Below are 18,631 nucleotides of genomic sequence, written 5' to 3' on the forward strand. Positions count from 1 at the left end.
CCGCGCCGTGCCCCGCCGGATCGAGCCCGCCGCCGACGTCGTACGACGGGTCGCGACGACCGCGACCGCCCTCCCCGAGGCCTACGAGGAGGACGCCTGGACCGGCGTGCGCTGGCGGATCCGCACCAAGACCTTCGCGCACGTGATGGTGGCGCAGGAGGGCTACGAGTCGGCGTACCGGGACATCACCGGGGACCCGACGCCGCGGACCGTGCTGACCTTCCACTCCGTCGACGACGAGCTGCTCGCCCTGACCCACGCCGGGCTGCCGTTCTACAAGCCCCCGTGGTCCGGCTCGATCGTCGGGCTGGTGCTCGACGACGGCACCGACTGGGACGAGGTGGCCGAGCTGGTCACCGACTCCTACCGGCTGTGCGCGCCGAAGTTCCTGGTGCGGCGGCTGGACGGCTGAGCGACCCGGGCGGCGGTGAGCTGTCCACCGTTCTCGGCACCCGATCGGTGGAACTGCCACCGCCACCGTGGCGCGCCGCGCCGACACGCCGGCCGGGCGGTGACCGGTCCACCGACCGACGGCGCAGATCGGTGGACAGCTCACCGCTGGACGGGAGCGTTCGGCGGCTCAGTCCTCCCCGTGCTCCGCCGACGCCCGGCGGGCGGACTCCCGGATCTCGAAGACCTCGGTGGCGAACCCGCCGACGGCGGAGGCGACGTCGCGGACGGCGCCGGTGATGATCGAGGTCACCTGGCCGACGGTCGAGGCGGCGGCCTCGACCGTGCCCTGCACGGCGTCCTTGCGGATCTCGGCCTTGCTCAGGTGGTCGCTCATGGGCACCAGTGTCATGCCGCGGCGGGCTCCGCGACAACGGGGGCGGCGGTGCGAGACCGGTCACGTCGGTCGGGCAGGGCGAGGCGGCAGATCTTCTTCGCCACGCTGCCGAGCTGCCGACCGAGGGAGCCGGTGTTGTAGGGCAGGCCGTAGCGGTCGCAGATCTCGCGGACCTCGGTGGCGATCTCCGGGTAGCGACGGGCCGGCAGGTCCGGGAAGAGGTGGTGCTCGATCTGGTGCGAGAGGTTGCCGGTCAGGACGTGGAACAGCCTGCTGCCCGTGATGTTGGCCGAGCCGAGCAGCTGGCGGTAGTACCAGTGGCCGCGGGTCTCGTCCTCGCACTCCTCGGCGGAGAAGGTCGCGACGCCGGCCGGGAAGTGGCCGCAGAAGATGATGTTGAAGGCCCACACGTTGCGCACCAGGTTGGCGGTCGCGTTGCCGGCGAGGGTGAGCGGGAACAGCGGCCCGGTCAGGGCCGGGAAGAGCACGTAGTCCTTCAGCGCCTGGCGCTTCACCTTGCGCATGATCCCGGCGTGCAGGGCGGCGTTCTCCGACACCTTCCGGCGCCCGGCGACGATGTTCTCGACCTCCAGGTCGTGCATCGCCACGCCCCACTCGAAGAACACCATCAGCAGGAAGGCGTAGACCGGGTTGCCGAGGTAGTAGGGGTGCCAGGGCTGGTCCTCGTCCATCCGCAGCACGCCGTACCCGATGTCGCGGTCCTTGCCGAGGATGTTCGTGTAGGTGTGGTGGAGGTAGTTGTGGGAGTTCTTCCACTGCTCGGACGGGCAGACGTTGTCCCACTCGTACATCCGGGAGTTCAGGCCCGGGTCGCCCATCCAGTCGTACTGGCCGTGCATGACGTTGTGGCCGATCTCCATGTTGTCGAGGATCTTGGAGACGCTCAGCGCCGCGACGGCGAGCGGCCACGCGGGCGGCAGGTAGAACAGCGCGCGGCCGGCGACCTCGAAGGCCCGCTGGGCCCTCACCACGTCGCGGATGTACGACGCGTCGGCCTCGCCGAGGTCGGCCAGGACCCGCTGACGGATGGCGTCGAGCTCGTCGCCGAACTCCTCGAGCTGCTCGGCGGTCAGGGTGGTGCGGTTGGTCTTCACGGTTTCTCCTCAGAGGTCGACGGTCAGAGGTCGACGGTGCAGTCGCCCACGGGGGCGGAGACGCAGATCCGGACGTCCTCGTCGGGCAGCGAGGACTCCTCGCCACTCACGACGTCGCGGACCGTTCCTTCGGTCTTGCGGGACACGCAGGAGAAGCAGATGCCCATCCGGCAGCCCGACGCGGGGGTGAGCCCGGCGGCCTCGGCCTGCTCGAGCAGCGGTGCGCCGGAGTTGGGCACGGTGCGCCCGGAGCGGGCGAAGACGACCTCGCCCCCGCTCGCGCCGGTCGAGACCCGGGGCGGGCGGAACCACTCGGTCCGCAGCGCGTCCGAGCCGTCGTACGACGCCAGGACCGCCTCCATCAGCGGCGTCGGCCCGCAGGCCCAGGTGGGCACGTCGCGGTAGCCGGGCACCAGACGCTCGAGGTACGCCGGGGACAGGTTCGGGTCTCCGTGCTCGGGGTGCAGCAGGTGCACGTCGACCCCGTGGCCGGAGCGGCGCACCTCGTCGAGCTCGGCGGCGAAGATCAGGTGCGCGGGACTCTGCGCGTAGTGCAGGAAGGTGATCCGACCGCGGTGCGTACGCCGCTGCAGCGAGCGCAGCATCGACATCACCGGGGTGATGCCGGAGCCGCCGGAGATCATCAGCACGTGCTCGGGCACCCGGTCGGGCAGCACGAACTCCCCCTGGGCCTGCGAGAGGTGCAGCATGGTGCCGGGGCTGGCCTGCTCGACCAGCCACCGGGAGACGACTCCCCCGGGGTTGGCCCGCAGGGTGATGGTGAAGCGCTCGCCGGGTCGGGAGTCGGAGCTGGAGATCGTGAACACCCGCGTCGTACGACGGGCGCCCTCGACCTCGACGCCGACCTGGACGTGCTGGCCGGCGCGGTGGCCGCGCCAGGTGGCGGTGGGCTGGAGGGTCAGGGTGGCGACGGGCGGGTGGCCGGGCACGTCGACCTCGCGGGTGACGTCGACGATGCGGGCCCGGACCTCGTGGGCCGCCCACATCGGGTTCACCAGCTCCAGGTAGCGGTCCACGCCGTGGGGCGAGGTGAGCGCGGCCAGGGCCCGGGAGCGGAGGACGGTGTCGACGACGCTCATCGGAGCTCCTTCCGGAGAGTTTGGGTGTACGTGTGTACACCCAAACTCTCGCCGGGACGCGCGGCGACCGTCAACCCGCGTCGCTCGTGACGGTGCACACATGTGCACTGATAAGATGGGTGCTTGTGACCGAGACCCGTGTCGAGCGCAAGGAGCGCACCCGGCGCGCCATCCTCGACGCGGGACTGGCCCTCTGCGAGGACAGCAGCCTGATCGCGCTGTCGCTGCGCCAGGTCGCCAAGGAGGTCGGCATCGTCCCGACCGCGTTCTACCGCCACTTCGAGTCGATCGAGTCCCTCGGCCTCGCGCTCGTCGACGAGTCGTTCGTGTCGCTGCGCGCCATGCTGCGCGACATCCGCCAGGGCGCGCCGTCGTACGCCGACATCGTCGACCGCTCGGTCGACATCCTGGCCCAGCACGTGCGGCAGGAGCGCGCCCACTTCGCCTTCATCGGCCGCGAGCGCGGCGCCGGTCCGCCCCAGGTCCGCGACGCGATCCACCACGAGATCGACCTGTGTGAGCACGAGCTGGCCACCGACCTGGCCCTGCTGCCCGGCACCGAGTCGTGGTCGGCCGAGGACCTGCGGGTGCTGTCGAACCTGATCGTGACCGCGATGGTCGCGACCGCCGAGCGGCTGATCAGCGCCCCGCAGCCGGCCGCCGAGAAGCCGATCACCGAGACCGCCCGCACCCAGCTGCGGATGGTCCTGGTCGGTGCGCTCAACTGGCGCTCGCGGACCTGACGCCGCGCCGCCAGAGCGCCAGCGCGACCAGACCGAGGAGCATCGGTCCGGCGACGGTGAAGACCCGCCACACCACGAGCCCGGCCAGGGCGGCCGCCTCGACCTGGTGCCCGCCGGCCTCGACCAGGGCGGCCAGGACCAGGGCGTCGACGACCCCGAGGCCGGACAGCGGGAAGAGCGTGAACGGGTAGGCGAACAGGTAGGCGACCGCCACGGCCGCGAACCCGACCTCCCCGCGCTCCACCCCGACGAAGCGCAGGCACAGCGCCAGCAGCGCGAGGTCCACGGCGAGCATCCCGGCCAGGGCCAGGAGCGAGCGGGGGAAGCCGTGCCGGAACCGGCCGGCGACGTCGTGCCGGAACTCCGCGCACGAGCGCGCCCACGCCTCGGGGTCCACGCTCCGGCGGACCCGCCGCACCAGCCGACCGGCCCCGCCGCCGATCGCCAGGGCGAGCGGCTCGCTGCGGACCACGAGCACCACGCCGACCACGATCGTGAGGGACACCGCCACGCTCAGCAGCTCGAACCACCGCGGCCCGGGCGGCTGCCCGAGGACCAGCAGGAGCACGAAGCCCACCCCCGGAGCCGCGAACCGGACGACGTAGAAGGTCAGCGTGTTCATCACCGTCCCGGCGACGGCCCGCGCCGCCGGCACGCCCCAGGAGCCGAAGATGGCGATCCGCAGCGCCAGGTCGCTCGGCGGTGGCGCCACGGTCACCATCAGGATGGCCGCCTGGTCGTTGACCGTCGCCCGGTACGGCGTGATGCCCGGGATGAACAGCGCGAGGGGCAGCGCGTTGAGCACCTGCCGGACCAGCAGCACGACCAGCAGCACCAGCGGGTGCCACCAGGTCAGCTTCCCGAGTGCGTCCCGCACGGCACCCCAGTCGACCTCGCCCACGAGCCGGACCACCACCACGGCGACCAGCAGCGCGACGGCGAGCAGGCCGAGCCGGATCAGCCACCGGCGGCGGCCCGCGCTCATCCCACCTCGACCACCAGGCCGCGATCGCCCTTGGTCACGACCAGCACCCGGCCGTCGAAGGTCACCTCGTCGCTGCGCCCGTCGAGCACCGCGAGCACGTCCCGCTCCAGGCCGGCGGCCGGCTCGGGGCAGGCCGCGCGGGTGATGGCCGCGTGGCCGAAGGTGATCGTGCCGTCGGCGACCCGGACCGTCGTCCGGCCGTTGTTGCAGCCGGTGTCGAGGCTGGCCAGGCCGTCGGCCCGTACCGACAGCCGCGGCCGCCGTACCCCGTCGGGGACCGGGGTGAGCTGCCCGTCGGTGAGGGTGCCGACCACGGTCCAGGACGTGCCGAGGACGTCGTCCAGATCGGCCACGTCGGCCGGCGCGAGGGTGATCGTGACGTCGTCACCGGCGAGGCGGAGGTCCCCGCCCTCCCGGGACACGGTGACGCCGTCGGTGAGCCAGGCGGTGAGCCACTCGTCCTGCGCGGCCTCCTCGGTGAGGCAGCCCATCACCGTGCTGGCGGGGGCACCGGTCCAGGCCAGGGTCTCCCCCGCGACCTCGTACGGCCCGAACATCGTGTTGCACCCCGCCGAGACCGACATGGTGTCGTCCTCGAACGCGAGCCGGACCCGGGTCCCGGCGGCCAGGTCGCGGCCCTCCACCCCTGTCGAGACGTACGCCGACCCCTCCAGCCCGTCGGCCGTCACGGGCGTCGGCTCGGTGGCCGAGTCGGCCTCCGACCCGCAGCCGAGCAGCAGCACCAGCGGGAGCGACGCCACCGGGAGGGTCCTCATCACAGGTCCACGGGGTCGCGGATGATGGGGCAGGTCATGCAGTGCCCGCCCCCGCGTCCGCGCCCCAGCTCGGCCCCGACGATCGTGACCACCTCGATCCCCGCCTTGCGCAGCAGGGTGTTGGTGAGGGTGTTGCGGTCGTAGGTGATCACCACCCCCGGCTCCAGCGCGACGGCGTTGTTGCCGCTGTCCCACTGCTGTCGCTCGGACTGGTAGACGTCGCCGCCGGTCTCGATCACCCGCAGCGCCGGCAGCCCCAGCGAGCGGGCCACCACGTCCACGAACGGGGTGCCCCCCTCGTCGATCACCTCGACCCCCGGCGGGCGGTCGGACGGCACCAGGCTGAAGGTGTGCACCGCGTCCATGATCGTCGGGTAGAGGGTCACCACGTCGCGGTCGGCGAAGGTGAAGACCGTGTCGAGGTGCATCGCGGCGCGCAGCTTGGGCATCCCGGCCACCACGACCCGCTCGGCCGCCCCCTGGGCGAAGAGCGCGGCCGCCACCTGGGTGATCGCCTGACGCGAGGTGCGCTCGCTCATCCCCACCAGGACGACGCCGTTCCCGACCGGCATCACGTCGCCGCCCTCGAAGGTGGCCTGGCCCCAGTCCTGCTCGGGGTCACCCCACCAGACCGTGGAGCCCACGAAGTCCGGGTGGAAGCCGTAGACCATGCCGTAGAGCAGCGTCTCGTCCTTGCGGGCCGGCCAGTAGAGCGGGTTCATCGTGAGCCCGCCGTAGAGCCAGCAGGTCGTGTCCCGCGTGTAGAGCGTGTTCGGCAGCGGCGGCATGAGGTACTCCCGGGCGCCCGTCGACTCGCGGGCGAGGGCGACGTACCCGGAGCGGACGTCGTCGGGCAGGTCGTGCGTCGCGAGCCCGCCGATCAGCACCTCCGCGAGGTCGGCCGGGGCGAGGGACTCCAGGTAGGCCCGGGTGCCCTCGACCAGCCCGAGGCCGACCCGGTTCGGGATCACCTTGCGGTCCAGCACCCAGTCCCGCGCCCCGGGTACGGCGAGGCTCTGCGCCACTAGGTCGTGCAGCTCCACCACCTCCACCCCGCGACCGGTCAGCTTGTTCACGAAGTCGGCGTGGTCGCGCTGCGCGTTCTCGACCCAGAGCACGTCGTCGAAGAGCAGCTCGTCGCTATTCGACGGGGTCAGTCGGCGGTGCGCGAGACCGGGCCGGCAGACCAGCACCTTGCGCAGCCGGCCCACCTCCGAGTGGACGCCGTACGACGTGGAGTCGGTCATGGGTTCCTGCCTTCCTTCGGAGCGGTCAGAGCACGATCCGGCCGGTCCACAGCCCGACGGCGCCGATGACGGCGCCGACCGCGACCAGCGCGAAGACGCCCATCTCGGTCGGGGTGAACAGCCGCAGCCCGCGCTCGCTGCGGGCCTTGACGAACAGCAGCGCCGAGGGCGCGAGGATCACCGTCGACAGCAGCAGGAACTGCAGCCCGGCGGCGTCGAAGAGGAAGATCGTGTATGCCGTGGCCGCGCCGGCGACGATCGTCTCGCGCCGTCGTACGGCGGGCGCGACGCCGTCGTACGACTCCCCGGTGAGGCCGAGCTTGAGGGCGTACGCCGCCGCGAGCAGGTAGGGCAGCAGGGCCAGGCTGGTGGCCAGGTCGAGCAGGAAGTTCAGCGCGTCGGTCACGACCAGGGTCAGCGCGAGCAGGGCCTGCACGCCGAGCGAGGTGACCACCAGCGCGGTGATCGGCGTGCCCGCGGCGTTCTCGCGGCCCAGGAAGGCCGGGAAGTCGTCGGCGCGGGCGGGGATGAACATCACCTCGGCGGCCATCAGGGTCCAGGCCAGGTAGGCGCCGAGGACGGAGACGATGACCGCGACGCTGATGAACACCTCGCCCCAGTCACCGACGACCGACTCGAAGACCCCGACCATCGACGGCTGGCGGGTGGCCGCGAGCTCGGGCTGCGGGACGACGGCGTAGCTGGAGAGGGTCACCAGGGCGAAGATCGAGAGCACGCTGAGGAAGCCCAGGACCGTGGCCCGGCCGACGTCCTCGCGGCGGCGGGCGTAGCGCGAGTAGACGCTGGCGCCCTCGATGCCGATGAACACGAACGTCGTGATCAGCATGGTGCTGCGGACCTGGTCGCCGAGGCCGTCGAGGTCGCCGTACCCGGTGGCGAGCCAGTTGTCGGCGACCACCCCGGCATCGAGCGAGACCAGCAGCACCACGATGAACACCAGGATCGGGAGGATCTTGAAGACCGTGACGATCCGGTTGATGACCGCGGCGTCGCGCACCCCGCGGGCGATCAGGTAGTGGAAGAGCCACACGCCGCAGGTCGCCAGGCCGACGGCCAGCACCGTGTCGCCGTCGCCGAACCCGTCGAAGAACGCGCCGAGGGTGGCGCCGATGAAGACCCAGTAGAAGGTGTTCCCGGCGACCGAGCTGGCCCAGAAGCCGATCGCGGAGTTGAAGCCGGCGTAGTCGCCGAACCCCGCCTTCGCGTAGATGAAGACGCCGGAGTCGAGGTCGGGCCGGCGGATGGCCAGGTTCTGGAAGACGAAGGCCAGCATCAGCATGCCCGCGCCCGCGATCGCCCAGGCGATCAGCGAGCCCAGGATGCCGGTGGCCACGCCGAACCGCGCCGGCAGCGAGAACACCCCCGCCCCGACCATCCCCCCGACCACCATCGCGGTGAGCGTGGGGACGCTCATCGTCGCCACCGGAGCGGCCTGCTCCTCCGCCTGCTGCGCCACGCTCACTCCTCCGGGCCGGGGAGCCCGAGGCTAGGAACGCGAGGACGTCGCGGGCCTCCCACGAAACGGGTGAGGCCCGGCGGACGTCAGGTGGGCCGGACGGTCAGGTCGCTGATCGTGGCGTCGCGCGGCAGGTCGAGCACGTGCAGCACGGCGTCGGCCACGGTCTCGGGCCGGATCCACGCGGCGGCGTCGTACGCCTTGCCCTCCTGGCGGTGCACCTCCGCCTGCATCGGCGTCGCCGTGCGGCCCGGGTAGACCGTGGTGACCCGGACGCCGGACGACGCCTCCTCCGCGCGGAGCGAATCGGCGAGGGCCTTCAGGCCGTGCTTGGAGGCGGCGTACGCCGACCACTGCGGGTGGGCGTGCAGGCCGGCGCCGGAGTTGACCAGCACCACGGTGCCGCGCCGGGCGCGCAGGGCCGGGAGCGCCAGTCGGGTCAGCAGCGCCGGGGCGACCAGGTTGACCTGGAGCTGCTCGGTCCACGCCGTCGCGTCGAGCTCGGCCACCGCCCCGAGGGTGACGACGCCCGCGGCGTGCACGACCGAGTCCAGGGCGTCGGGCAGCACCAGCCCCGCCAGCGACGCGGGGTCGGCCAGGTCGGCGACCAGCGTGGTCGCGCCCGGCAGCCCGTCGGCGAGCTGCTCCGCCCGCTCGGCGGATCGGACCACCGCGACGACCTCGTCGCCGCGCCCGAGCAGGCGGGCCGCCAGCACCGCGCCGATGCCGGACCCGGCACCGGTGAGCAGGTGGATCATCGGGTGAAGACGATCTTGCCGAAGAGGTCGCCGCCGGCCATCGCCGCGAAGCCGTCGCGAGCCTCGGTCATCGGCAGCACCCGGTCGATCAGCGGCCGGGCTCCGGACGCGTCGAGCAGGGCGACCAGGGCGGCCAGCTCGTCGCGGGTGCCCATGGTGGAGCCGATGACGCTGAGCTGCAGGAAGAAGATGCGGGTCAGCTCGGCGTCGTCGAGGTTCGGGCCGGACGTCGTACCGGAGGTGATGATGCGGCCGCCGGGACGCAGCGCGCGGATGGAGTGGGACCAGGTGGCCTTGCCGACCGTCTCGATGACCGCGTCGACCTTGACCGGGAGCCGGGCGCCGGACTCGAAGACGTCGTGGGCGCCGATCTCGAGCGCCCGGGCGCGCTTGGCCTCGTCGCGGCTGGTCGCCAGCACCCGCAGGCCGGCGGCCCGCCCGAGGATGATCGCCGCCGTGGCGACGCCGCCGCCGGCACCCTGGACCAGCACCGTCTCGCCGGCCTTCAGCTGGCCGCGGGTGAAGAGCATCCGGTAGGCCGTGAGCCACGCGGTCGGCAGGCAGGCCGCCTCCTCGAACGACAGCGAGGCCGGCTTGGCGACCACGTTGCGGCGCGGGACCGCGACCTTGTCGGCCAGGGTGCCCTGGTAGCGCTCGGACAGCAGCGACCGCTTCGGGTCGAAGGTCTCGTCGCCGCTCCAGGACGGGTCGCTGATCACGGCGTGCACGACGACCTCGTTGCCGTCCTCGTCGTACCCCGCGGCGTCGCAGCCGAGGATCATCGGCAGCGACTCCTCACGCAGCCCGACCCCGCGGAGCGAGAACAGGTCGTGGTGGTTCAGGGACGCGGCCTTGACGGTGACCGTGGTCCACCCGTCCGGGACCTCCGGATCGGGTCGCTCCCCCACCTGCAGGACCGAGACCGGGTCGTCCTTCGAGAACTGGTCGGCGTAGACGGCGAACATGCTCCGAACCTAGCGACCGCGGGCTAGCGCCGGGCCACGCCGTCGCGGCGTGCGGCCTCGGCCACCGCCGACGACACCGCGCCGGGCACCCGCGGGTCGAACGGCGACGGGATGATCATGTCCTCGGCCAGGTCGTCGCCGACCAGCGCGGCCAGCGCCTGCGCCGCGGCGAGCTTCATGCCCTCGGTGATCGCCGTCGCGTGGACGTCGAAGGCACCGCGGAAGATGCCCGGGAAGGCCAGCACGTTGTTGATCTGGTTGGGGTAGTCCGAGCGACCCGTGGCGACCACGCGGGCGTGCCGGTGGGCCACCTCGGGCAGCACCTCCGGAGTCGGGTTGGCGAGCCCGAAGATGATCGCGTCGGGCGCCATCGGTGCCACGTGCTCCTCGGGGACGTTGCCGCCGGAGACCCCGATGTAGACGTCGGCGCCGACCAGCACGTCGGCCAGGGAGCCGGTGCGGCCGGTGACGTCGGCGGTCATCTCCGCCAGCGCCTTCTTGGTCGGCGTGAGGTCCTCGCGCGAGGAGTGCAGGACGCCCTTGCGGTCGACGACGACGCAGTCCTTGATGCCGGCCTCGAGCAGGATCTTGGTGACCGCCACGCCCGCCGCGCCCGCGCCGCCGATGACGACGCGGGTCGTCTCGAAGAGCCGGCCGGTCAGCTTCAGGGCGTTGGTCAGCGCGGCCAGCGCCACGACCGCGGTCCCGTGCTGGTCGTCGTGGAAGACCGGGATGTCGAGGAGTGCCTTGAGCCGGTCCTCGATCTCGAAGCAGCGCGGCGCCGAGATGTCCTCGAGGTTGATGCCGCCGAAGCTCGGGGCCATCCGGACGACGGTCTCGATGATCTCCTCGACGTCGGTCGTGTCCAGGCAGATCGGGATGCCGTCGACCCCGCCGAACTGCTTGAACAGCACCGCCTTGCCCTCCATCACCGGCATCGCCCCCGCCGGACCGATGTCGCCGAGCCCGAGCACCGCGGTCCCGTCGGTCACGACGGCGACGGTGTTCGGCACCCAGGTGTAGTGCTGGGTCAGCGAGGGGTCTTCGGCGATCGCCTCGCACACCCGCGCCACGCCCGGGGTGTAGGCCATCGACAGGTCGTCGCGCCCGAGCAGCGGGACCGTCGAGGCGATCTGCATCTTGCCCCCGACGTGGAGGTCGAAGACCGGGTCGCCGGCGAGCGGGTGGGACGGAGCAACAGACGGAGCTTCAGACATGGACTCGAGTGCCTTCCAGGCGTGGGCCGTACGTGGCGCGGTGGTCCGGCTCGACGCGACGGGGTGCTGCCGCGGGGCCAGGCTGGGACTGCTCGGTCTCCGCAGTGTGGCACAGCGTCCGGCTCACGCCAGGGGTGCTGTCCCGACCGCTTTCGTGTGCTCCGTCACAGCGCGGCGGGGCGGCGGGGTCGCGGCCAGATCCGGGCGATGACGACCGCCCGGACCTCCTCCTCCGCGACCGGTCCGCGGTGCCGGGAGTCGACCCCGATCGGGTTGTCGCTCAGCAGCCACCAGCCCGCGCCTCCGGCGCGCGTCGTACGACGCTCGGTCGCGCGCTTGACCGCCTGGGTGCCGTCGACGAACCGGGCCACCACCAGCCGGCCCGGCCGGACCGTCCCGCGGTGGTCGACGAGCAGCCAGTCGCCGGCCCGCAGGGTCGGCAGCATGGAGTCCCCCGTCACATGCGCCAGACCCAGCAGGGGTACCCGTCCCACCAGACGTCGGACCCCTCGATCGGCTCGTGCCACGCGGAGTAGTGTCGCAGTCGAGACCGACCGCTCCGGCGTCGTGCTCCACAACCGAAGACGACACGACGAGAGGACCCGCATTGTTCGCGCGACTGTTCGCACCCACGCTTGAGGTTTCCGCCCACTGCGACCTGCCCTGCGGTGTCTACGACCCGGCCCAGGCCCGCATCGAGGCCGAGTCCATCAAGGCTGTCATCGCCAAGGTCGCCGACAACGACGACCCGGACTTCCGCACCCGCGCCATCCTCATCAAGGAGCAGCGCTCCGAGCTGGTCAAGCACCACCTCTGGGTGCTGTGGACCGACTACTTCAAGCCCCCGCACTTCGAGAAGTACCCGCAGCTCCACACGCTCGTCAACGAGGCCACCAAGCTCGCCGGTGCCTCCGGCACCAAGGGTGAGCTCGACGCCGCCAAGGCCGACGAGCTGCTCGCGAAGATCGACGAGATCGCCGAGATCTTCTGGGAGACCAAGAAGGGCTGACGCCCTCCGCAGGCCTCTGACCTGCAGTTTTACCTTCTCGACGCCGCCCCAGTCCGCAAGAGGACTGAGGGCGGCGTCGAGCACGTTCCGGGTCCGGTCCTCGTCGCCGGGCCACAGGTGCGCGTAGGTCCGCAGCGTGATGACCGCCGATGCGTGCCCTAGGAACGCCTGCACCTGCTTGACCGACGCTCCTCCGGCAATCAGCGCCGAGGCCGCGAAGTGCCGGAAGTCGTGCGCGGTCACGCTGACCCCGGCCTCGTCGCAAGCCGCCGCCAGGATGCGCTTCCACCGCCAGTACGGCAGCGGCTCGCCGAGCTCGTCCACGAACAGCGGCCCAACCGTCGGATAGGCCGCGAGATGGGTCTCGAGCTCGTCGAGGACCACCTGGCCGATGGGGACGCTGCGGCGAGACGACTTCGACTTCAGGGTGGCGATCTGGCCGTTCTGCAGCCGTTGGCGATCCACCCGGATCGTTCGGGCGAGGAAGTCGATGTCGTCCACCCGCAGCCCGCGTGCCTCGCCGATCCGGATCCCGGAGCCTGCCAGGAGGACGATCAGAGCGATCCACCGGTCCTCGATCGCGTCCATCACCGCCGTGACCTCGTCGACAGTCGGCGGGATGACCTCCTCGTCATCACCCTTCGGGAGGCGGATCTTGCGGCACGGCGAATGCGCGATGACGCGGTCGTCCACCGCGGCTGCGAAGACGCGGGCCGTCACGTCGTAGACGTTCCTGATCGTCCCGGCCGACAACCCCTTGCGTTCGAGGTCGCGAATGAGGCCCTGGAGCAGCGTCGGGCGGACGGATCCGATGGGGTGCTGACCGAGCGCCGGCAGCAGATGAAGCCGGAGCGCGTTGTCGACGATCCGCTTGGTGCCGTCGCTGGAGACCTGGACCGCCTGCCAGTCCTCGGCGTACCGGCGGAGGGTGACCTTCCCCGCAGCTGGGTCCACGTAGTCGCCCCGGACCACTGATGCGGTGACCTGGTTGAGCCAGCGTTGCGCATCTGTCTTCTTCTCAAAGTGCCGAGCGTGCTCCTTGCCTGCGGAGTCGCGATAGCGCGCCCGCCACTTGCCGGACTCCCGGCGTTTTTTGATGCTGACCACGTGCCACCTCCGGTCCCAGCACGTCCACTACGGACGAAGGTCGGCAGCAAATACGACTGTGCGCTCCGGAGAGTTCGACTGGGACGAATCTGTGGACGAGCCACACACGTCGGAGGGACCTGTGGAGAAACGATTACCTGGTGCAGCACCACGGCCCTGACTAATGGACGACCACCGGCGGGAGCAGGTCCTAGTTAGCGCGGAGGTCGGAGAACGGGAGATTCCCATAAGACTCACCTTGGTATGGAGTCTTGCGAGCAGTTCAGGAACTCAGCTCCGGGGGCCGCTCCGCGGACTCCAGGTAGGTCTCCGACTTGTCGCGTGAGAACCATCTGAACGGGGCGTCCGTCGGCTCGAACTCGGCGGGCACGCCCACACCCCCCGGTGGGTGGACTTCGCTGGCGGCGACTGCTTGAAGATGGGCGAGATTCACGAGGCGTGGGCGGGGTGCCCAGAAGGCCGACGGTCCGAACCGAAGCTTGAGGTCTCCGACGTTGAAATAGACGAGCGGGTTGACCGAGAACACTCCCCCCGGGAGGACTCCTGTCGGGTCCTGCAGGAGCGCTTCGAGGAAGCCCGCGACTGCGTCGGGGAGCACCTGAAGTGTGAAGCCGCCGTCGTGCTCAACGTCGTCGCCGTTGAGCTGTCGCACTACTCGGCGGAGCTCCTTGACCTGTCCGATGGTGATGTTGGCTGGGTAGCTGAACGCTGAACCGGTGACTTCCTGCATGTGGTGGAGGTCCGCGATGAGCTGGTGGGTCGCGACGGCTTCGGGAAACGATGCTTCATCGAGAGGTGGACCGTCGACGTACCCGAGTTGGGGCAGTAGGAATCGGATGCGGGTACCGGCCTGTGAGGCTGCGAGGGTGCGTGCGACGGGAAGTAACGAGTCGATGTCGTAGCCGACGAGGGTGTCTGGAAGGACGATGCGCAGCGTTGCACCGTCCACGAGCTGTGGCTTACCCGAGCCGCTCATGCTCGGCGGCCGCGGAAGGCCGAGTTCGAACTTGATGATGCCGGCCGCGTCGCTGCCGTAGAGCTTGACTCCGACTGCGCCTGTGGTCCGTTCGGCGAAGAACACGGAAAACTGGGAGAGGACGCGCTCGTTGCCGTTCTCGTCGGGTTCGCCGGCGAGAATCTGGTAGTTGCAGCGGATGCGTTTGTCGAGCACCTCGCGGAGGGTGACGATGCTGAACTCATTCGCTGCCGGATCGCCGACATCAAACAGTTTGCGGGCCTCATCGGAGGCGTCGATGTCGAGGTCGATCACGTACCCGGCGGGTAGGTCCACGTGGCCGCCGAACGCCAGTGTGTGCTCGAACCTCGCTCGGAGCTCCTCGTCATCGGGGTCGTCTGCACGGAACGCGAATGTTGGAGTGATGGTGATGGGGTCGACGAGCTGCGCGTCATCGCGCTTGGCTCGTAGGGATTGGTAATGGATGCCGTCGCGTACAGCGAAGTCGAGCGTCCAGTACGGGGAGACTTCGTCGACGCGGCGATGCAGGCCGGCGAGTCGTTCGGTCAGGTTGCTCGCGCCGTCGGCGAGGACTGCCTGCTCCATGCCGAACTCGGCTGCCCGTTGAAGGACCTGACCGTCGATGCCCTCGATGAAGCGTTGAACGTCCATGTTCTCGGCGAGGGCTGCATCGAGCCAGTCCTGACCGAACCAGTCGAGCTCGACGCCGGGAGCCAGCTTCGGGAGCGTCTCGTCGAACCATGCCTGCTCGGACGACTTCGATCCGGGCCGGTTGGGCGTCATGTTCATCGGGATGACCAGCACCCAGCGGGTCATGTCCGAGACAGTCTGAACTGCGTTCTTCAGCGAGTTCGCGACCTGTCGGCGACGTGAGGAGTCGAGGCGCCCGAACGACTTCACCTCGAAGACTGTCCGGCCGTCCGCGGTCACGAGCTCGGCGTCTCGGCCTCCGTCGCCACCGGCGCCGTCGAAGGAGCGCAGACCAGAGAAGCGTGCCCTGAGCAACATCTGGATGGCTCTCTCGGCGCGCTTGGGGTCCTGGTCCCAGCTGAACACCCGGCCATCTTCCCGGCGGAGATCGGGGGAACAGGCTCGACTCGCCGCCCGGTAACCGTCTAGCGACCGCATTTGTCGGTAGCTCTGGGCATCCTGTGCTTGTGACGAATGCGACCACCAAGGCGTCGAAACCGGCGCGCAGGTGCGTCTTCTGTGGGCGGTTCGGCAAGCTCACAAAGGAGCACGCCTGGCCACAGTGGTTGCGCAAAGGCGTGGAAGTTGACCCGACTCAGCACACGTACGCATCCGGATTCCAACGCACCGGCGACGACACGCTCAGCGAGCTTCCCAACGTGGCCCTTCACCACAAACGGTCAGTGATGACCACGTTCGTTCGCGAGTTCTGCGAAACCTGCAACAACGGTTGGATGAGCCTCCTCGAGACCCGCTGTATCCCGTTGCTGCGACGGCTTTGGGCACCTTCTTACCCGCTAGGTGTCACCTCCTTCAACGAGACCGAGGTGGCGTCGCTCGCCGCTTGGGCAGTGAAGACCGCGTGGGTCCGCGAACGCGTCGCAGACCGCACCAACACCGCCGACGCCGCAACCCGCGAACAGTTCGCGCGCACCCAAGAGGTCCCCCCTCTGACCTGGGTGTGGGTGAGCCGGTACGTCGGCAACAGCAACTTCCGCGCCCTCAACGCCGGCATCACCGTCACCCATCAGGACCAGCACTGGCAGGCGGGCGAGTCTCGCAGAGTCAGTCTCTGCGCCCTCCGCTTCCAAGGCCTGGCGATGGTCGTCCGGACTGACCGCGGACCGGGCGTCCCACCGTTCGCACTACCGGCAGACGCCTGGCGCCAACTCGCGCCGCATCCAGGCTCGATGACGTGGCCACCCAAACGGCCCGTCGGCGACGCCGAGGTCGAGGGCATCGTGCGAAACGTCAGCTCATGGATACAACTGCCAGCGACTACCGAGTTCGTCCGGTCAGGCGACTGGGAGGACGTGCAACGCAACTAGCGACGTCGCCACCGGCCGGAGTGCAGGCTCACGGTTTCGCTGCGCCGGCCGGCAGCGACGGATACCGTCGCGGCGACCATGACGGATAGAGGTAGGCGATGAAGCGGCTCAACCAGGTTGCAGTGCTCGTGTTGGTGGCCGTGCTGTCGGCGGCGTGTGGAGGGTCCGGCGACTCCGGCGATGCCCGCGGGAACGGTGACCAGTCGGCTGCCTCCACGTCACCGTCAATTGCCGCCAGCAGCACCGTCGAGGACGTCGCCGTCGAACCGTCCACGTCCGCTGAGCCCGAGTACCGGAGGCTCTCGAAGAAGACGCTCGAGGACACTTTGCTGTCCGTCAACGAGCTCCCGGCTGGCTACGCACGCGACCCGTCCGGTGACGGTCCAGATGACGACGAGGACAACGACTCCTACTGCGCGTTCGAGGCATCGAAGCAGCCGGATGTGAAGGTCCGGCACGACTACTTGAAGGGCGGCGGCCTGTCCTCGTCGCTGCTGTCGTTCTCCATCGGCCAGTACGACTCCGAGAAGGGTCCACAGGCATACCTGGACGAGTTCGCGAAGCAGTTGGAGACCTGCACGTCGGAGGAGAGCGACGGCGAGACGGTGAAGTACGCCGTCATGTCCGTTCCGCAGATCGGCGACCGTGCGATGGGTGTACGCGTCGAAGGTGAGAGCTACACGCTCGCCGCCGACATGGCTACGGCCGGCCCAGTCCTCATCGTCGTCGGCGGCGGCGGATTGATCGATCTCAACGTCGACGAGGTCAACGAACTCTTCGCGAAGCAGGTTGAGAAGTACCTCGCCGCAGCGAAGCGATAGGCCGTTCAATGGTCGACGGCGACCTCGCCCGTGAGAGCCACGTCCCTGTCGAGGCTTACCGCGCCGCGCTGCAGAAGCTGTTGGTTGGGTGGCGGATGCAGGCGTCGAAAGGCGTGAATGTCCCCGCGGAGAAGGTGCGGGTGGCGTTGCTCATCTGTCCATGGGTGGCGCAGGTTCATCGGTTCGGCCAGGCGTACCTGCGACTAGAGAAGAACGACCTCGGCCACGAGGGCATCCCACTAGTGCGCTCGGCGCTCGAGCACGCGCTACTAGCGCATTGGGTGGCGGTGACGGGCGACCCCGGGGTTGTGTCGCGGTACGCCGAGGACGGCCGACTGTTGAACGCGATGCTCAATGAGGCCAAGGGCCGCCCCCGTGACGTCACGGCATCCACCTGGAACTTGGCGCTCCTCGAGGAACTCATTGCAGATCGTCAGGTCGAAGTCGTGGACGATCAGAAGGTCCTGCAGAAGCTCGACCAGATCTGCGAACGACTGGGTCTCCGAAACACGGTCTATCCCGCATACCGCGTTCTGTCCTGGTACGCCCACCCGACGACCCACTCCGCGGAGTTGTACGTTGAAGAGCAAGAGGATGGGACGTTCGCGCTGCGTAACCAGCCCAGTGGGCCGGCGCCAGCCATGGGCTTGTCGATGTTGACGCATTGCGTGTACTGGGCGAGGCGAGTCCTGGACGATCTGACCGTTGGTCACCCGTACGAGAAATGGCTCGACAGCCTCGCCGACTCCGTCCAAGTGATGCGTCGACTGCCCGACCCGCAGCCATAGCCGTAATCTGCGGGTCCACGAGCAGCGGCAAGAACCGGAACCCGAAGCCGAGGTCCCGACCGCCCGGGGCGCCATCGAAGGCGGTCAACTATTCAGCTGAACCCTCCTTGGCCGACTCGGCTTCAGGGACGTCACTGGCCTCCCGGAGGCGGTTCATCGCAGCCGCCATCCACCCCTCCGGAACCGGTCGACCCGGTCGGACACCGGAACACTGCACCGGGGCCTACGGAACGAAAGACTCGCGCATCGGCACCAGCGGCCGCTCGACCGCGGACTTCTCAGCGAGCGGGTCAAGAACCGGGCCTGGCTCCGTCAGCTCAGCGGGTGCGGGGCCCTCGGCCTCATCGTTCTGTCAGCGAGAGAGCACCCCGAACACGACGCGAGCTTCGTCCTTTATCAGGGAGATAGTCACTTCAGAGCTCGAGCACCAATCTCATCAGCCGTTGGCTGGGTCGGTGGTTTTCTGGTCATCGATCCACCCGCGGAGGTCGCCGATGGTGGTGAGTAGGTGGCGGCCGATCTTGAAGAACCGAGGTCCGTCGCCCTGCTGGCGCCACCACCGGAGGGTGTTGACGGGGACGCGGAGGATCGCTGCTACCTCGGCCAGGGTCAGGAAGTCCTCGTCCTTGCCGTCGGGGATCGAGACGGTCGTGATGCTGCTCATCGGGTTGTCCTCTCTGCGTGTCGCGAGCGGGTCTCGCGGTACCAAACAGAGCAACAGCGCTCGGAGCATTTCGGACAT

Annotated in this window: 19 protein-coding genes and 1 pseudogene; 6 read left to right on the forward strand and 14 right to left on the reverse strand. The window is 69.8% G+C overall.

Annotation, left to right across the window (positions count from 1 at the left end):
- The first annotated feature begins 7 nt into the window (after window positions 1-7).
- Complete coding sequence (locus tag BLT76_RS18590; protein ID WP_090859549.1) at window positions 8-412, forward strand: MmcQ/YjbR family DNA-binding protein; 405 nt, start codon at window positions 8-10, stop codon at window positions 410-412.
- A 168-nt stretch (window positions 413-580) separates the two neighbouring features.
- On the opposite strand, the gene BLT76_RS18595 is transcribed toward BLT76_RS18590, so the two are convergent.
- Genes BLT76_RS18595 through BLT76_RS18605 form a run of 3 tightly spaced genes read right to left on the reverse strand, consistent with a single transcriptional unit; the run spans window position 581 to window position 3,002 of the window.
- Window positions 581-787, reverse strand: coding sequence for a hypothetical protein (locus BLT76_RS18595; protein ID WP_090859552.1), 207 nt, complete (start codon window positions 785-787; stop codon window positions 581-583).
- Window positions 788-798: 11 nt separating this feature from the next.
- Entirely contained in the window at window positions 799-1,902 is a 1,104-nt protein-coding gene (locus BLT76_RS18600; RefSeq protein WP_090859554.1) for a fatty acid desaturase family protein, read from the reverse strand.
- Window positions 1,903-1,925: 23 nt separating this feature from the next.
- Window positions 1,926-3,002 carry a ferredoxin reductase gene (locus tag BLT76_RS18605; protein ID WP_090859556.1) on the reverse strand — a complete coding sequence of 359 codons (1,077 nt, stop codon included), beginning with the start codon at window positions 3,000-3,002 and terminating at the stop codon, window positions 1,926-1,928.
- A 125-nt stretch (window positions 3,003-3,127) separates the two neighbouring features.
- Between BLT76_RS18605 and BLT76_RS18610 the strand changes: the two genes are divergently transcribed.
- Entirely contained in the window at window positions 3,128-3,745 is a 618-nt protein-coding gene (locus tag BLT76_RS18610) for a TetR family transcriptional regulator (RefSeq protein WP_211753058.1), read from the forward strand.
- On the opposite strand, the gene BLT76_RS18615 is transcribed toward BLT76_RS18610, so the two are convergent.
- From BLT76_RS18615 to BLT76_RS26435, 8 genes are all read right to left on the reverse strand, one after another.
- Entirely contained in the window at window positions 3,723-4,730 is a 1,008-nt protein-coding gene (locus BLT76_RS18615) for a lysylphosphatidylglycerol synthase domain-containing protein (RefSeq protein ID WP_090859559.1), read from the reverse strand. The genes BLT76_RS18610 and BLT76_RS18615 overlap by 23 nt on opposite strands.
- A complete protein-coding gene (locus BLT76_RS18620; protein WP_090859561.1) occupies window positions 4,727-5,506 on the reverse strand; it encodes an META domain-containing protein in 780 nt (259 codons plus the stop codon). The genes BLT76_RS18615 and BLT76_RS18620 overlap by 4 nt, the downstream gene beginning before the upstream one ends.
- A complete protein-coding gene (locus BLT76_RS18625; protein ID WP_090859563.1) occupies window positions 5,506-6,753 on the reverse strand; it encodes an arginine deiminase in 1,248 nt (415 codons plus the stop codon). Before BLT76_RS18625 ends, BLT76_RS18620 begins: the two co-directional genes overlap by 1 nt.
- A gap of 25 nt (window positions 6,754-6,778) precedes the next feature.
- Window positions 6,779-8,230 (reverse strand): basic amino acid/polyamine antiporter, encoded by a 1,452-nt coding sequence (locus tag BLT76_RS18630; RefSeq protein WP_244509476.1) that lies wholly within the window; start codon window positions 8,228-8,230, stop codon window positions 6,779-6,781.
- A gap of 86 nt (window positions 8,231-8,316) precedes the next feature.
- The gene (locus BLT76_RS18635; protein ID WP_090859565.1) at window positions 8,317-8,988 is read right to left on the reverse strand and encodes an SDR family oxidoreductase; all 672 of its coding nucleotides are present in this window, start codon (window positions 8,986-8,988) and stop codon (window positions 8,317-8,319) included.
- Window positions 8,985-9,953 (reverse strand): zinc-binding dehydrogenase, encoded by a 969-nt coding sequence (locus tag BLT76_RS18640; protein WP_090859567.1) that lies wholly within the window; start codon window positions 9,951-9,953, stop codon window positions 8,985-8,987. The genes BLT76_RS18635 and BLT76_RS18640 overlap by 4 nt, the downstream gene beginning before the upstream one ends.
- Before the next feature lie 23 nt (window positions 9,954-9,976).
- Window positions 9,977-11,170: an NAD(P)-dependent malic enzyme gene (locus BLT76_RS18645; protein WP_090859569.1), complete on the reverse strand. Its 1,194-nt coding sequence runs from the start codon at window positions 11,168-11,170 to the stop codon at window positions 9,977-9,979.
- Between the two features lie 164 nt (window positions 11,171-11,334).
- Entirely contained in the window at window positions 11,335-11,616 is a 282-nt protein-coding gene (locus BLT76_RS26435; RefSeq protein WP_244509477.1) for a S24/S26 family peptidase, read from the reverse strand.
- 89 nt (window positions 11,617-11,705) lie between these two features.
- On the opposite strand from BLT76_RS26435, the gene sodN reads away from it, so the two are divergent.
- Entirely contained in the window at window positions 11,706-12,179 is a 474-nt protein-coding gene (gene sodN, locus BLT76_RS18655) for a superoxide dismutase, Ni (protein WP_244509482.1), read from the forward strand.
- 126 nt (window positions 12,180-12,305) lie between these two features.
- Here sodN and BLT76_RS26675 read toward each other — a convergent pair.
- Together BLT76_RS26675 and BLT76_RS18665 are read right to left on the reverse strand one after the other, a co-directional pair.
- Window positions 12,306-13,286, reverse strand: a pseudogene (locus BLT76_RS26675) (tyrosine-type recombinase/integrase); the annotation flags it as partial.
- Window positions 13,287-13,548: 262 nt separating this feature from the next.
- Window positions 13,549-15,318: a hypothetical protein gene (locus BLT76_RS18665; RefSeq protein WP_090859575.1), complete on the reverse strand. Its 1,770-nt coding sequence runs from the start codon at window positions 15,316-15,318 to the stop codon at window positions 13,549-13,551.
- A 101-nt stretch (window positions 15,319-15,419) separates the two neighbouring features.
- Here BLT76_RS18665 and BLT76_RS18670 point away from each other — a divergent pair, with 101 nt between their 5' ends.
- The 3 genes from BLT76_RS18670 to BLT76_RS18680 all read left to right on the forward strand — a co-directional run bounded on the left by BLT76_RS18670 (window position 15,420) and on the right by BLT76_RS18680 (window position 17,889).
- Complete coding sequence (locus BLT76_RS18670) at window positions 15,420-16,280, forward strand: hypothetical protein (RefSeq protein WP_139175677.1); 861 nt, start codon at window positions 15,420-15,422, stop codon at window positions 16,278-16,280.
- A gap of 98 nt (window positions 16,281-16,378) precedes the next feature.
- Window positions 16,379-17,101 carry a hypothetical protein gene (locus BLT76_RS18675; protein ID WP_090859579.1) on the forward strand — a complete coding sequence of 241 codons (723 nt, stop codon included), beginning with the start codon at window positions 16,379-16,381 and terminating at the stop codon, window positions 17,099-17,101.
- Between the two features lie 8 nt (window positions 17,102-17,109).
- Window positions 17,110-17,889 (forward strand): DUF5677 domain-containing protein, encoded by a 780-nt coding sequence (locus tag BLT76_RS18680; RefSeq protein ID WP_090859581.1) that lies wholly within the window; start codon window positions 17,110-17,112, stop codon window positions 17,887-17,889.
- Window positions 17,890-18,325: 436 nt separating this feature from the next.
- Here the strand turns inward: BLT76_RS18680 and BLT76_RS18685 are convergent, their stop codons facing one another.
- Window positions 18,326-18,553, reverse strand: a complete 228-nt coding sequence (locus BLT76_RS18685) for a helix-turn-helix domain-containing protein (RefSeq protein ID WP_090859582.1) — start codon at window positions 18,551-18,553, stop codon at window positions 18,326-18,328.
- Between the last annotated feature and the right edge of the window lie 78 nt (window positions 18,554-18,631).

This window comes from Nocardioides lianchengensis (assembly GCF_900101465.1).
Lineage (GTDB): Bacteria > Actinomycetota > Actinomycetes > Propionibacteriales > Nocardioidaceae > Nocardioides > Nocardioides lianchengensis.